The sequence below is a fragment of the Acetobacter sp. JWB genome (assembly GCF_003323795.1).
GTDB lineage: Bacteria > Pseudomonadota > Alphaproteobacteria > Acetobacterales > Acetobacteraceae > Acetobacter > Acetobacter oryzifermentans.
The window spans coordinates 1,610,405-1,622,916 of sequence record NZ_CP030871.1; the positions used below are offsets into that span (position 1 = coordinate 1,610,405).

General features: G+C 50.3%; 12 protein-coding genes and 1 tRNA gene. 6 read left to right on the forward strand and 7 right to left on the reverse strand.

Annotation, left to right across the window (positions count from 1 at the left end; translation table 11 throughout):
* Window positions 1-36 precede the first annotated feature (36 nt).
* Complete coding sequence (gene mobB / locus DS739_RS07670) at window positions 37-570, forward strand: molybdopterin-guanine dinucleotide biosynthesis protein B (RefSeq protein ID WP_006117195.1); 534 nt, start codon at window positions 37-39, stop codon at window positions 568-570.
* On the opposite strand, the gene DS739_RS07675 is transcribed toward mobB, so the two are convergent.
* The 6 genes from DS739_RS07675 to DS739_RS07700 form a co-directional block, all read right to left on the reverse strand.
* Window positions 567-1,826, reverse strand: a complete 1,260-nt coding sequence (locus DS739_RS07675; protein ID WP_006117196.1) for a molybdopterin molybdotransferase MoeA — start codon at window positions 1,824-1,826, stop codon at window positions 567-569. The two genes, mobB and DS739_RS07675, sit on opposite strands and share 4 nt — an antisense overlap.
* A 7-nt stretch (window positions 1,827-1,833) precedes the next feature.
* Window positions 1,834-2,757 (reverse strand): formate dehydrogenase accessory protein FdhE, encoded by a 924-nt coding sequence (gene fdhE / locus DS739_RS07680; protein ID WP_035350773.1) that lies wholly within the window; start codon window positions 2,755-2,757, stop codon window positions 1,834-1,836.
* The gene (locus DS739_RS07685; RefSeq protein WP_006117198.1) at window positions 2,757-3,410 is read right to left on the reverse strand and encodes a formate dehydrogenase subunit gamma; all 654 of its coding nucleotides are present in this window, start codon (window positions 3,408-3,410) and stop codon (window positions 2,757-2,759) included. The genes fdhE and DS739_RS07685 overlap by 1 nt, the downstream gene beginning before the upstream one ends.
* The gene (gene fdxH / locus DS739_RS07690) at window positions 3,410-4,345 is read right to left on the reverse strand and encodes a formate dehydrogenase subunit beta (protein WP_006117199.1); all 936 of its coding nucleotides are present in this window, start codon (window positions 4,343-4,345) and stop codon (window positions 3,410-3,412) included. The genes DS739_RS07685 and fdxH overlap by 1 nt, the downstream gene beginning before the upstream one ends.
* A gap of 9 nt (window positions 4,346-4,354) precedes the next feature.
* The gene (gene fdnG / locus DS739_RS07695) at window positions 4,355-7,408 is read right to left on the reverse strand and encodes a formate dehydrogenase-N subunit alpha (protein ID WP_081461464.1); all 3,054 of its coding nucleotides are present in this window, start codon (window positions 7,406-7,408) and stop codon (window positions 4,355-4,357) included.
* 369 nt (window positions 7,409-7,777) lie between these two features.
* Window positions 7,778-7,851, reverse strand: a tRNA-Gln gene (locus DS739_RS07700).
* A 194-nt stretch (window positions 7,852-8,045) separates the two neighbouring features.
* Here DS739_RS07700 and DS739_RS07705 point away from each other — a divergent pair.
* Both DS739_RS07705 and DS739_RS07710 read left to right on the forward strand, forming a co-directional pair.
* Complete coding sequence (locus DS739_RS07705) at window positions 8,046-9,170, forward strand: Ppx/GppA phosphatase family protein (protein WP_231621153.1); 1,125 nt, start codon at window positions 8,046-8,048, stop codon at window positions 9,168-9,170.
* Window positions 9,167-9,958 (forward strand): RlmE family RNA methyltransferase, encoded by a 792-nt coding sequence (locus DS739_RS07710; protein ID WP_006117202.1) that lies wholly within the window; start codon window positions 9,167-9,169, stop codon window positions 9,956-9,958. The genes DS739_RS07705 and DS739_RS07710 overlap by 4 nt, the downstream gene beginning before the upstream one ends.
* A gap of 25 nt (window positions 9,959-9,983) precedes the next feature.
* Here DS739_RS07710 and DS739_RS07715 read toward each other — a convergent pair whose 3' ends face one another.
* Window positions 9,984-10,877 (reverse strand): ROK family protein, encoded by an 894-nt coding sequence (locus DS739_RS07715; RefSeq protein WP_006117203.1) that lies wholly within the window; start codon window positions 10,875-10,877, stop codon window positions 9,984-9,986.
* Between the two features lie 115 nt (window positions 10,878-10,992).
* On the opposite strand from DS739_RS07715, the gene DS739_RS07720 reads away from it, so the two are divergent.
* The 3 genes from DS739_RS07720 (at window position 10,993) to DS739_RS07730 (ending at window position 12,510) form a co-directional block, all read left to right on the forward strand.
* Window positions 10,993-11,244, forward strand: coding sequence for a sulfurtransferase TusA family protein (locus tag DS739_RS07720; protein ID WP_035350809.1), 252 nt, complete (start codon window positions 10,993-10,995; stop codon window positions 11,242-11,244).
* A 71-nt stretch (window positions 11,245-11,315) separates the two neighbouring features.
* The gene (locus tag DS739_RS07725; RefSeq protein ID WP_003630879.1) at window positions 11,316-11,570 is read left to right on the forward strand and encodes an exodeoxyribonuclease VII small subunit; all 255 of its coding nucleotides are present in this window, start codon (window positions 11,316-11,318) and stop codon (window positions 11,568-11,570) included.
* Window position 11,571: 1 nt separating this feature from the next.
* Window positions 11,572-12,510 (forward strand): polyprenyl synthetase family protein, encoded by a 939-nt coding sequence (locus tag DS739_RS07730; protein WP_006117205.1) that lies wholly within the window; start codon window positions 11,572-11,574, stop codon window positions 12,508-12,510.
* Window positions 12,511-12,512 lie beyond the last annotated feature (2 nt).

Here is a 12,512-nt window from a genome sequence, read left to right on the forward strand (position 1 = left end):
TAAAGGATTTTTATATGCCTTATTGGTTTTGCAAACATGACATCTCAACGTACGCAGCTTATTTTTGGCATTATCGGCCGCAGTGGGGCCGGTAAAACGCATTTAATATCACGGTTGCTTCCTGCTTTTTGCCATCTTGGTTTGCGCGTCTCAACCATCAAGCACACGCATCATGGTGTAGATATGGACAAACCCGGCAAAGATACGTTTGTACACAGGCAAAATGGCGCTACAGAAGTTATGCTAGCCACCCCTGAACGATGGGTGCTTCAGCATGAATGCAATACCCTTCTTCCCACTATATCTGATTTGCTCCAGCGTATGGAACCGGTAGATCTGGTACTGGTAGAAGGCTTTCATGCAACTATGCCTATATGCATGGAAGTATGGAGGCCCACCATAGGGAAAACCCCTTTATTCCCGCAAACGCCGGGGGTTGTTGCTGTGGCATCTGACAATTCCAACATACCAAATATTCCAAACAATCTTACTGTTCTGGATCTGAATGATACAATGGCTATTGCAGCATATATTCGTGCGCACGCTTATGCGTTCAAATTACCAAACTAACTTGTAAAAGGTATCATCTGACACATATCCCCTACCTGTAGAGTTTCACCAGCCGACACTTTCACAAAACCAGTAGCCCGTGTGAGACAAAGAATATCAGAGGCCCCAACAGACGGCACAAGGCTAATAGAGTTTTCTCCCTTATTTTCTGTAAAATGCACTGGCAGAAAACAGGTTGTATCTGTTGCCGCAACATAAGAAAAACGGCTTTGCCCTTCTGCTGCTATACTTGCATTTGCCTCATACTTTTCATCCACCAGACAATGCAAAAATGGCACAACAAACAGTTGGGCACATATAGCTGCCGCTGCTGGATTTCCGGGCAGACAGAATACCATTTTCTGGCCGAGCTGCATGACTGTCATGGGCTTGCCGGGACGTATTTTAACACGTCGAAAAAGACATTTAGCCCCCATCTGGTTAAGGACAGACAAAACATGATCAGTCTGCCCAACAGAAATACCCCCTGTGGTGATAAGAATATCAGCTTCCTGCACGCACTGATCAAGGAGTTTATGTAAATCCTCCGCACTGTCTGAGCCACATACATAACGCGTGACCAATGCACCTTTACTTTGCAGCATTGCTGCTAATAACTGTGTATTCAGTTCCGTTCGGTAATCTGTTGCTGTTGCGCCAAATTCTGCTCCATTGGCCACAACACAAATTTTGGGGCGTTTATATACAGCCACCTGTTTCTTACCTTGGTGCACCAATATAGGTAAATGCCGCCAATCCAGTTTTTGGCCGTGTTCGAGCAGCATATCACCTTTACAGAACTCCTCCCCCTGCCGCCGAATGTTCAAACCACTTCGGGCGGTCTGATCCCGCAGATGTACACGTCCATCCGTTATGCATGCGCGTTCCTGCGCCACAACACAATCAGCTCCTACAGGAAGGCGTGCCCCCGTAAGAATGCTGTATGCAACATCTTGACCCAAGGGTGGTGGAGTATCCCCCGCCGCTATTTGCCCAGCAAGAGGCAGACCTGTGTTCCCCGCTTTTTCCATATCAGCACAACGGAAGGCATACCCATCCATTGCTGAAATATCAGCTTCTGGGCGCGGCATCACTGCCCTTACATCCTCTGCAAGAATACGCCCATCTGCCTGCGCAATAGATACAAACTCTATTGGAAGTAATGGTATGTTTTGCATGCAAGCGGCAAGAAATGCTTGTGCTTCATCATACCCCACCATATCTGGCGCTGTGCATTTTTGTTCTGGAGTGGCGGAGGCTAATAAAGAACCAACCATACAGCCATTATCCCGGAAATGAGAACGGATTCAAACCTGCGCGCGAAAACCCCTGCTGTTCTACAGCTGTATCCAAAGTAAAGCTATCAAGATCATCTGCAACGGCATCCAGATCCGGCTTATAATCCAACCGAAAAACCTTTAGATATGTTTTGCAGTCTCCACAGCTTTCGACTTGAACCGGGGCTTTTAAATCTTCAAATGTCCAGTGTTCAACATGAGCAGATGCACCGCACTCCACGCAGATACCACGCACTCTGTGCCAACGTGTCTCACACAAACTGCACTGAAGGTAACGTAACCCCTCACGGTCTCCGCCCAATACAAGACTGGCTACCGGCTGGGCACCACAACAAGGGCATAATCTGGCCTCTCCAACAGGTTGTGTCTGCTGAATATGCTTCTGGTCTTGCCCAACAGCCTGCGCCCAAGAAACAGATAAAGCGGCCCATAGTATAACAGCTAACCCGGCATCAACCTGCGTATAATTCCCGCACAACAGGTGAATGGCCGACTTTTTTAAAGCTGGCATATCCTGCCTGTAGCTTTCCAACATTATGTGCGTTTCTTCTGGAACAACAGATTTTACTTGCTGCACCAAAAATAAAAACGCCTGTTGCCAGTATGGTATTGCCAGCAACAACTTTTCAAGCTGATCTTGATCACATCCCTGCTTTGGCAAAGCACGAATAGCAGAACCGTCTGCCACACTCAGCGGCATATGTTTCAAAATCTGCTGCTGTGCCAAAACAAGATGAGAAAGAAATTCAAAATATCCTCCCTCCGCCTCACCCCGTTGTTCTGCCAGAAAACGTAGCCGTTTTTCCCTGCGGGTATATACAGCTTCCAGAACCGGAAAAATCAGTGGCTCAATAGCCTGCACGCCCGGCGTGCGTTTATCCAGCGGGACAATATCGGTTTCAGCACGCATCAATGTGGCCGCTTTGCAGAAGATGTTTCAGCAGGCAATACTTCCTCTTCATACCATCGATCATGATGCTGCCGCGCCCACGCACGGGATACGTAGCCTGTAATCATACCACCAATAGAACCCCGTACCCATATGCCCATATAGATATGCCCCAACACCAACAGAATAAGCCCAAGCCCTGCAACAGAATGCGCCAGCAAAGCCAGCCGCACCACAGGGATGGGAAAATACATGGCAAAATAGGCACGCCAGATTATTAACCCACTTACCAGAAGCAGGCTGATAAGTGACATAATGCCCCAGAACAATATCTTCTGGCCTGCATTGTATTTGCCGATCTGTAATTTCTCACCATGCTTGTTCATCAGCACATCAACAATATGGCGAAACCACGTGATATCTGTGCGCACAAACAGGTTGTGGTGCACAAAGCGCACACACATACACATCAGCAATACAAATACTGTTATACCAAGAAACGGGTGTAGCAACCGCGCCATCTGCGGTGGCCCAAGCACATATCCAAGCCAGTTCAGGCTAGGGAAAAACCATGAGATTCCAGAAAGCGCAACCAGAAAAAAACAGGCAACCATTGTCCAATGGCAAAGCCGATCCATAAACTTTGTGCGCAGTATAAGATTTTGGGTATCCATTACGCATCACTCCCGTTCTGATCCGGCTTTTCATCTGTCGCCATCAGTTCCTGTTCAGAAACCTTCGGCAATGTTTCATCCGTGGTATTGGGGCCAACGGCCATGTAATGCGCAAAGGCGCCTGCCAATGTGGCAACAAAGCCAAGCGCACCAACCGGTTTCAGCCATTCCTTCCAGCCACGTACAACCGGGCTGATATGAGGTTCGGCTGGCAATCTGTGATAAAGGGTTGGATTATCGGCATGGGTCAGCACATACATAACATGCGTGCCGCCTACGCCCGGCGGATCATACAATCCTGCACTTTCATGCCCACGACTTTTAAGATCTTCCACACGCGTTGCCGCCAGATCTTTCATGTCTGCCTTGGAACCAAAAGATATAGCACCGGTCGGGCAGGTTTTTACGCAAGCGGGTTCCTGCCCTACAGCAACCCTATCTGCGCATAAAGTGCATTTGTAAGCCTTGTTATCTTTTGTATTGATACGCGGAATATCAAACGGACACCCCGCAATACAATACCCACAACCAATGCATTGTTCAGACTGAAAATCCACAATGCCGTTAGCAAACTGCAAAATAGCACCGGGGCTTGGGCAGGCCTTCAGGCAGCCCGGATCCTCACAGTGCATACATCCTTCCTTGCGCAGCAACCATTCCAGCTTGCCCCCCTCATCCTCCACTTCATCAAAGCGGATGACGGTCCATGTTTCTGCTGTTAGGTCGGCGGGATTGTCATATACACCTACGTTGTGCCCAACCTCGTCCCTTAGATCATTCCATTCCGAACAGGCAACCTGACACCCCTTGCAACCCGTGCAGAGAGAAACGTCAATCAGTTTGGCGACTTCCTGCTCATGCCGTCGCGCCTGAGGTGATGGTGTAAGCCCATTGGTGGCGGAACGGCGAATGATGTCCTGTGACTGCATACTCATCAGCGCACCTCAGACTTTTTCAACATTAACAAGGAAGGCCTTGAACTCTGGGGTTTGAGAGTTTGCATCGCCCATGGCTGGTGTCAGTGTATTGGCTAAAAAGCCTTTACGTGTGGCACCCTTAAAACCCCAATGGCAGGGCACTCCAACCTGATCAACTTCCTGCCCCATCACATTCAGGCGTTTAAGCCGCTTGGTGACTACTGCCTTGGCCTCGATATACCCACGGCGGGAAGACACGCGCACCGTATCACCCGCGGCAATGCCCAGTTTGCCAGCAAGACGCTCCCCTATTTCCACAAACTGCTCTGGCTGCATAATGGCGTTTAGATGTGAATGCTTTGTCCAATGCCGAAACAGCTCTGTAATGGAATAAGTTGTGGCCACATATGGAAACTCTGACGGGCTGCCCATACGCGGTATTTCATCTGCAAATTGTCGGGCCACTGGGTTATGCCGCACCTTGCTCCCCAACGCTGGCGCCAATACCGGGCTTTCTGTTGGCTCATAATGTTCGGGGAAAGGCCCATCTACCAACGATGCCCCCGCAAAAAGACGGCTTACACCTTCACTTTGCATAATAAATGGCCCAACACCGCTACCCGGCGGAGATGTAAGCGGGTAATCAGGCACATCTGCCCCGCCCCAACGCTGGCCATTCCATTCAATAATCTTGCGGCGCGGGTCCCACGGGCGCCCCTGTGGATCCAACGATGCACGATTGTAAAGCAAGCGCCTGTTTGCAGGCCAAGCCCATGCCCAACCGGGTGTATTACCCAGACCTGTATCCGTATTATCGCGCCGCGCCATCTGGTTGCCGGCCTCTGTCCATGAACCAGCAAACACCCAGCAATAGCTGGCTGTTGTGCCATCATCTTTCAGCACAGAAAAATCAGGCAGCAGCTCCCCTTTTCTAACAACCACCTTGCCTGCGGCATCCTGAATATCTGCCAACGCATAACCATTCGCTTCCTGCGCCACTTCCTCTGGCGTAGGATCTTCCGGGTCTCGGTAGTTCCACTGCATATTTAGAACGGGTTCTGGGCATATCCCCCCTTCCTTCGCGTACAAAGCGCGCAACTTGGTAAAGATGGTGCCCAGAATACGTCCATCATTCCAAGCTTCTCCTGGTGGTTGCGTGCCTGCATAATGCCACTGCAACCAACGTGCAGAATTCACCACTGAACCATTTTCTTCTGCAAAACAGGAAGAAGGCAGGCGGAAAACTTCTGTCTGGATATCTTCAGGCCTTACATCATTGTAAACGCCCTCGTTCTGCCAGAAATTGGATGTTTCTGTATCCAGCGGATCAATTGTTACAAGGAAACGCAATTTAGCTAAGCCATCACGCATACGGTTTTTATCTGGCATGGCAGCAAGCGGGTTAAAGCCCTGCGCAATGTAACCGTTGACCTTGCCTTGCTGCATACGTTCAAAATAGGCCAGCATGTCGTAACTGCGATCCCACTTTGGCAGCCAATCATACCCCCAGTTATTGGAAGCTGTGGCGTGATCCCCCCATAGGGTTTTCATCAGACTTACAAAAAACTTGGGCGCATTATGCCAATAATTAACCTCCTTGGGCTCATCCGCCTTTGGGGTAACTGCCAGCAGGTAGGCATCCAATGTTTGCTGGCTGTCTTTAGGCAGATTCATATACCCGGGCAGACGCGTTGAAAGCAGCCCAAGATCCGTATAACCCTGAATGTTGGAATGTCCGCGCAGAGCATTCAGGCCCCCACCGGGCATCCCCACGTTACCCAACAACATTTGCACCATAGATGCCGCACGAATGATCTGAGACCCGTTGGTGTGATGGGTCCAACCCAGAGCGAATAGGAACGTAGACGTACGATCTGGCACACTCGTAGATGCTAGTGTTTCGCATACATGCAGAAAATCTTTTTCCGGCGTGCCCGTAATTTGGGAAACAAGCTCTGGCGTATAGCGGTTCGTATAGTTACGTAAAAGATTTAGAACACAACGTGGATTTTGAAATGTTGGGTCCTGTTTGGCAAACCCTTGTTCATCGCGCTCGTAATCCCACGAGGTTGTATTGTAGCTGCGCGTAGCGGCATCATACCCGGTAAACAGGCCTTCATGAAACTGAAAGTCTTCACGCACTATCAACGCGGCGTTTGTGTAGGCTTTTACATATTCATGCTGAATTTTATCATGCGTCAGCAGATAATTGATAACACCCAACATAAAAGCGGCATCAGAACCAGCACGAATTGGCGCATAAAAATCTGCAACGGCTGCACTTCGGTTAAACCGTGGATCAACCACCATAACCTGGGCACCATTACGGGTTTTTGCTTCCATAACCCATTTAAAACCAACCGGATGCGCCTCTGCTGGATTGCCGCCCATAATCAGAACAACGTTGGCGTTTTTGATATCCACCCAATTGTTGGTCATTGCGCCACGGCCAAAGCTGGCACCCAATGCAGAAACCGTAGGCGCATGACAAAGCCGTGCCTGACAATCCAGCCCCAGAATACCCAACGCCCGCGCAAACTTAAAATCCAGCAGTCCGGTTTCATTACTGGCGGCAGAAGATGCCAGCATACCTGTGCTCAGCCAGCGATTAACCAATTCACCTTTTTCATTTCGCTGAATGAAGTTTTTATCCCGATCATCCTTTAAAAGGCGGGCAATGCGGTCAGTCGCTTCCTTCCAGCTTATGCGTTTCCACTCTCGGCTCCCAGGGGCACGGTAAGAAGGATATTGCAGGCGTGTTTCACTGTGAATGAAATCCACCAACCCCGCACCTTTTGGGCACAAAGAACCACGGCTGACGGGATGGTCTGGATCACCTTCAATATGAAAGATGCTGGGCTTGGCATTTTTAGCGCCATCCCCCAATGAATACATAAGTAACCCGCACCCAACCGAACAATAAGTGCAGTTGTTGCGGGTTTCCTTGGCACGCAGCAGCTTGTACTGGCGCGTTTCTTGCGCCAAAGCTTTAACTGGCGGCACAAAACCAAGCGCAACAGCACTGGCACCCGCCACACATGCACCAGTATTCCGTAAAAACTCTCTGCGCCCCAAGGCCATGTAAACCACCCTGATGTTTTATTAAAAAACAGAATGAAGGTTATCTACATTTTTCTTACTGAAGCGTCTTTGATCCGGATCACATTATTTTATCTTTTAACTGTATTTACAAGAATACAGACATCTAACAACTTAATTAAATATCTTATGCTTATTGAATATTTAAGTTAAAAATCCATAAAAACCAATGAATACTGCATATCCAAACACAGCACCATTTACAGAAACACAAGAGAGTTATTTTGTTTTTCTGGATGAAATTTCTGTCTATTCTCAAATATTACTTGGCAAACAAATAAGACCGCAGCGCCAATAAATATTAGAATTGAGAAGTATTGCTTAATATAAATATTATTTCTCAGAAAAAATTGGCTGGGGGACCTGGATTCGAACCAGGGCTGACCGGGTCAGAGCCGGTAGTTCTACCGCTAAACTATCCCCCAGCAAACTGGGCCTTACAGAAACTCTTTAAAGAGCGCTCCCGTTCGGTGAGGCTCATCTAGCATTCCACTTCAGGGCATGCAACCCCCTTTTCCAAAAGAATTTTCATTTTGTCACATATTTGTCTTGCTCCCTGCGCGTGAGAGCCCAAAATAAGAAACAATATGGTTTAACCTCTTGTTTAAGGACCGGACAGATGGATCGTCCCCCCCCCTGGACCGGCCGGTCTGGTAGATTTGTGTCGGCCTCTCCACCTTATAGTGGAGAGGAAGATCTTTTTGCCGCGCTCGATCTGGGAACAAATAACTGCCGCTTAATGGTTGCAACCCAAACAGCAGGTGGATTTAGGGTTGTGGATAGTTATAGCCGTATGGTGCGGCTTGGAGAAGGTCTGCATCACACCGGAAAACTGCATAAAGCTGCCATGGAACGCACCATGGAAGCACTGCAAACATGCGCAGAGCGTTTAAGCAGATGGCCTGTTCGAGAAATCCGTGCCGTGGCGACAGAAGCATGCCGACGCGCAAAAAACGGACAAACCTTTCTTCAGCAGGTTCACCAGCAAACGGGATTTGATATCAAGATCATTTCCGGACGGGAAGAAGCCTGCCTTGCGGTAGAAAGCTGCGCCAATCTGCTACATAACCCTCGCTTTGGGCCTCCCCGCAATCGGGCTTTACTGTTTGATATTGGCGGCGGTTCAACCGAAATTGCATGGGTACGCACAGATTCCACGCGTCAGACAGAAGAACTCATCGGCTATCTCAGCTTACCGGTTGGTGTCATCACACTTTCCGAGCAGTTTGGCCACGCATACAGCACGGATGATCGGGCTTATCGTAAAATGGTGGAACATACGCGCCACCATCTGCGTGAGTTTGAGAACGTCTATCGGATCAAACCGGAAATCAGGCGCAAACAAACACGCCTGATAGGTACCAGCGGCACAGTCACAACGCTTGCCAGCCTTATCTTAAATTTGCCGCGCTACGCACGTGCAGCAGTAGATGGCTCCCTACTCCCAGCATCCAGCGCCAGATTGGCTGTGCGCACTTTGCAAAAAATGGGTGCTGATGGCATTGCCCGTCACCCATGCATTGGCCCAGATCGTGCGCCTTTTGTTTTGCCCGGCTGCGCCATCTTTGAGGCCATTCATGATGTCTGGCCAGTAGAAGATATTATTGTTGCAGACAGAGGGCTGCGCGATGGCATGGTTTTGCGTATGATCCGTGGCAAATCGGGTATGGCTTCTCGCCGCAATCGTGCGTCTTTATCTATCCCCCCTCACCTTCGCCAATCCATGCAGGCAACAGGCTTATGACTGAAAAGAAAAACCTCCCTACTGGCAGCTCAACGTTGCGCGTGCCTGGCCGTGCCCGCAAGAGCAGCGCAACACCCGGCAGCCGTTTAGTGCAAAACGATTCTGATGCTCCGCAAAAAATGCGTGCGCAATCGGTTTCATTACGCACAGCACGAGGCCGCACGACAGCCCAGCAACGCTGGCTCTCTCGGCAATTGAATGATCCTTATGTGCAGGCCGCTCATAAACAGGGCTGGCGTTCGCGCGCGGCGTTCAAGCTGATTGAACTTGATGATCGCTTCCACCTTATTCGCCCAGGCATGCGCATTGTAGACCTTGGCGCAGCCCCCGGTGGATGGACACAGGTTCTGGTTAAACGCGGCGCGGCGCAAGTTGTAGGGGTGGATCTTCTGCCTGTGGAACCCGTAACCGGTGCAGAAATTATTGAAGGCGATTTTACAGACCCAGAAATGGATGCACGCCTTATTTCCATGCTGGGCGGCAAAGCTGATCTGGTTGTTTCTGACATGGCCCCCAATACAACGGGCCACGCCCCAACAGACCATGTACGGATTATTGGGTTAGCAGAAGAAGCCTTACACTTTGCTTTTGATATTCTGGCAGAAGGCGGTGGGTTTGTTGCTAAGGTGTTTCAGGGCGGCTCCGAAAAAGCCATGCTCAACACCATGAAACAGGCCTTTACGCAGGTTCGGCACGCCAAACCGCCCGCAAGCCGTAAAGATTCTAGCGAGCTTTACGTGGTTGCAACAGGGTTTCGTCCAGACCGCATCACTGCGCAGACCGCATAGTTTTACGCGGTCTGCAACCTCTTTATTAGCCCCAAAGCCAAGCAGCACCTCTTACGCCTGAGCTATCACCGTGCTTGTTTTTCAACAACTCTGTCTTGCACTCAGGCGTAATCACATAGCGCTTCATAGCATCCGGCACACGTTCATACAGGCAGCTCAGGTTTGAAACTCCGCCACCCAGAACAATTGCATCCGGATCAATAATATTCACGATAAGAGCACAGGCGCGGCCCAGCCTATCTACATACAAATCCAAGGCGCGTTGGGCCGCAATGTCACCAGCGGCAGCCGCATCCTCAATACCCTGCACGCTGCGGTTCCCCGGCCCTTGCCAAGCTTCGGCCAAAGCTGGCCCGCATAGAAAACGCTCCAGACAACCCGAATTACCACAAAAGCATTTTGGCATGGGGAATTCATCTTCCCTCACCCACGGCAAAGGTATGTGTCCCCATTCTCCGGCAATATCATGCAAGCCTTTTAAGGGCTTACCATCAACAATAATACCACCGCCCATGCCGGAACCAAGAATCACACCAAACACCACATGGCGTCCAGCTGCGGCTCCATCAGTTGCTTCTGACAAAGCAAAGCAGTTGGCATCATTTTCAACACGAACGGGAAACCCTAAAACATCCTGCAAATCATCTGCAAAAGGTTGACCATTCAGCCATGTCGCATTCGCATTTTTTACAAGGCGGGTATGCGCATCTACAGCACCGGGAATGCCAACCCCAACAGTGGCATACGGATTTGTGCGGCTATGCGCATCATCAACCAATTTTTTCACGTCACTTAGCAAACCCTGATACGTACCAGGGTTGCTAACACGATGCCGCAAAACCACCTGCCCTTCGGCATCAAGAGCGACGATTTCGATCTTGGTGCCCCCAATATCGATTCCCAGACGGTAGTCCGACATACTTTTAACCTGCTGTTTTTATTAAACTTTTAACAGAATGTTTCCTGTTGCAAAAGAAAATGGCACACTTTGCAAACAACATGCCACCAACCTCCTACGGCAGGAACCAGCCAAGATGAATGAAACTGTTCTTGACGCACGCGGGCTTAATTGTCCACTTCCCGTGCTCAAGGCCAACCGTGTTCTCCGAACCATGCAGCCAGGAGAGCGGCTTCGAATATTAGCAACAGACCGCGCTTCCATAACCGATTTTCAGGTATTCTGCCGTGAGACCGGCCATGCCCTTATCGCTTTTACGGATGAAAACAGCGTATTCTGTTTTACCGTAAAATGCCGCACCAGCGCGCCTGCAAACAAGCCAAACTAAAAAAATCCTGCCTGCCACACACCACCCAAGACTTGGCAGACCCCTGCATATCGGGCTATTGCCTGCCCCTCATGACGGATAGGAACCCCCGCGCCATGTCGGACAACATCAAATCACTGTCTTTCGAAGATGCGCTTTCCGAGCTGGAAAAAATTGTGCGCGGCTTGGAAGGTGGGCAGCTAAAGCTGGAAGATGCAATAACGGCCTACGAACGCGGGGCTGCCCTACGGCAACATTGTGAGGCCAAGCTTAGCGAGGCTGAAGCCCGCGTGCAGGCGATCGTGCAGCGTTCTGATGGAACGCTGAACATGAAACCTATGGACTGAGATGTCGATGACAAACCCGACACACCCTTCTATCAATCGTGCATCAGATAATGGCGCCCTGCTTAAGCAGGATATGGGCGCGCGCGCCCGTGTCATTGAACACACGATTGATACCTTGCTCCCCCTTACAACAGGAGGCGATGCGCGGCTGATCGAAGCCATGCGCTACGCAACACTTGGGGGAGGTAAGCGGTTACGCGGTTATCTTGCCATTGTAACGGCCAGCCTTTTTGGCGTTCCAGAAAGCCAGTCCGCACGCGTCGCCGCCTCTGTTGAAATGCTGCATGCTTATTCCCTCGTGCATGATGATCTTCCAGCCATGGATGATGATGATATGCGGCGGGGCCAACCTTCCACACACCGCAAGTTTGATGAAGCCACAGCCATTCTGGCTGGAGATGCCCTTCAGACCAAAGCATTCGAAATTCTGGCGGCCAGCCAGACCCATGCGGATGCAAACGTGCGTATTGATCTGATTTCCGCTTTTGCCGAAGCATCTGGCGCTGCTGGTATGGTGGGCGGCCAGATGATTGATATGGAAGGCGAAGGCCGCGCACTCCCTCTTGCAGAAGTCCGCCACCTCCACGCACTTAAAACCGGCTGCCTAATCCGTTATTCTGCAGAATCCGGGGCTATTCTGGGGCAAGCATCTCCTAATCTGCGCCGCCGCCTGCGCTCCTATGGTGCAAATATTGGCGCAGCCTTCCAAATTGCAGATGACGTTCTGGACGCAACAGCCACGGCAGAAGAACTGGGCAAAACCGCAGGTAAGGATGAAGCCTCTGGCAAGTCCACCTTCGTAGCTCTGCTAGGTATTGAAGGTGCAAGAGCAGAAGCCCTGCGCGTAACAGAAGAAGCCATTGCCAATCTGGAACCCTTTGGCGCACAGGCAGATCGTCTGCGTGATCTGGCCTATTATGTGATCGAACGGAAAAACTGAAC

Excerpts from the sequence above, each read along its gene's own strand:
- DS739_RS07710 (WP_006117202.1), top strand. The coding sequence starts at position 9,167 with ATGACTGAAAAGAAAAACCTCCCTACTGGCAGCTCAACGTTGCGCGTG.
- mobB (WP_006117195.1), top strand. The coding sequence starts at position 37 with ATGACATCTCAACGTACGCAGCTTATTTTTGGCATTATCGGCCGCAGT.
- DS739_RS07675 (WP_006117196.1), bottom strand. The coding sequence starts at position 1,826 with ATGGTTGGTTCTTTATTAGCCTCCGCCACTCCAGAACAAAAATGCACA.
- DS739_RS07715 (WP_006117203.1), bottom strand. The coding sequence starts at position 10,877 with ATGTCGGACTACCGTCTGGGAATCGATATTGGGGGCACCAAGATCGAA.
- DS739_RS07705 (WP_231621153.1), top strand. The coding sequence starts at position 8,046 with ATGGATCGTCCCCCCCCCTGGACCGGCCGGTCTGGTAGATTTGTGTCG.
- fdhE (WP_035350773.1), bottom strand. The coding sequence starts at position 2,757 with ATGCGTGCTGAAACCGATATTGTCCCGCTGGATAAACGCACGCCGGGC.
- DS739_RS07730 (WP_006117205.1), top strand. The coding sequence starts at position 11,572 with ATGTCGATGACAAACCCGACACACCCTTCTATCAATCGTGCATCAGAT.
- DS739_RS07725 (WP_003630879.1), top strand. The coding sequence starts at position 11,316 with ATGACGGATAGGAACCCCCGCGCCATGTCGGACAACATCAAATCACTG.
- DS739_RS07685 (WP_006117198.1), bottom strand. The coding sequence starts at position 3,410 with ATGGATACCCAAAATCTTATACTGCGCACAAAGTTTATGGATCGGCTT.
- DS739_RS07720 (WP_035350809.1), top strand. The coding sequence starts at position 10,993 with ATGAATGAAACTGTTCTTGACGCACGCGGGCTTAATTGTCCACTTCCC.
- fdxH (WP_006117199.1), bottom strand. The coding sequence starts at position 4,345 with ATGAGTATGCAGTCACAGGACATCATTCGCCGTTCCGCCACCAATGGG.
- fdnG (WP_081461464.1), bottom strand. The coding sequence starts at position 7,408 with ATGGCCTTGGGGCGCAGAGAGTTTTTACGGAATACTGGTGCATGTGTG.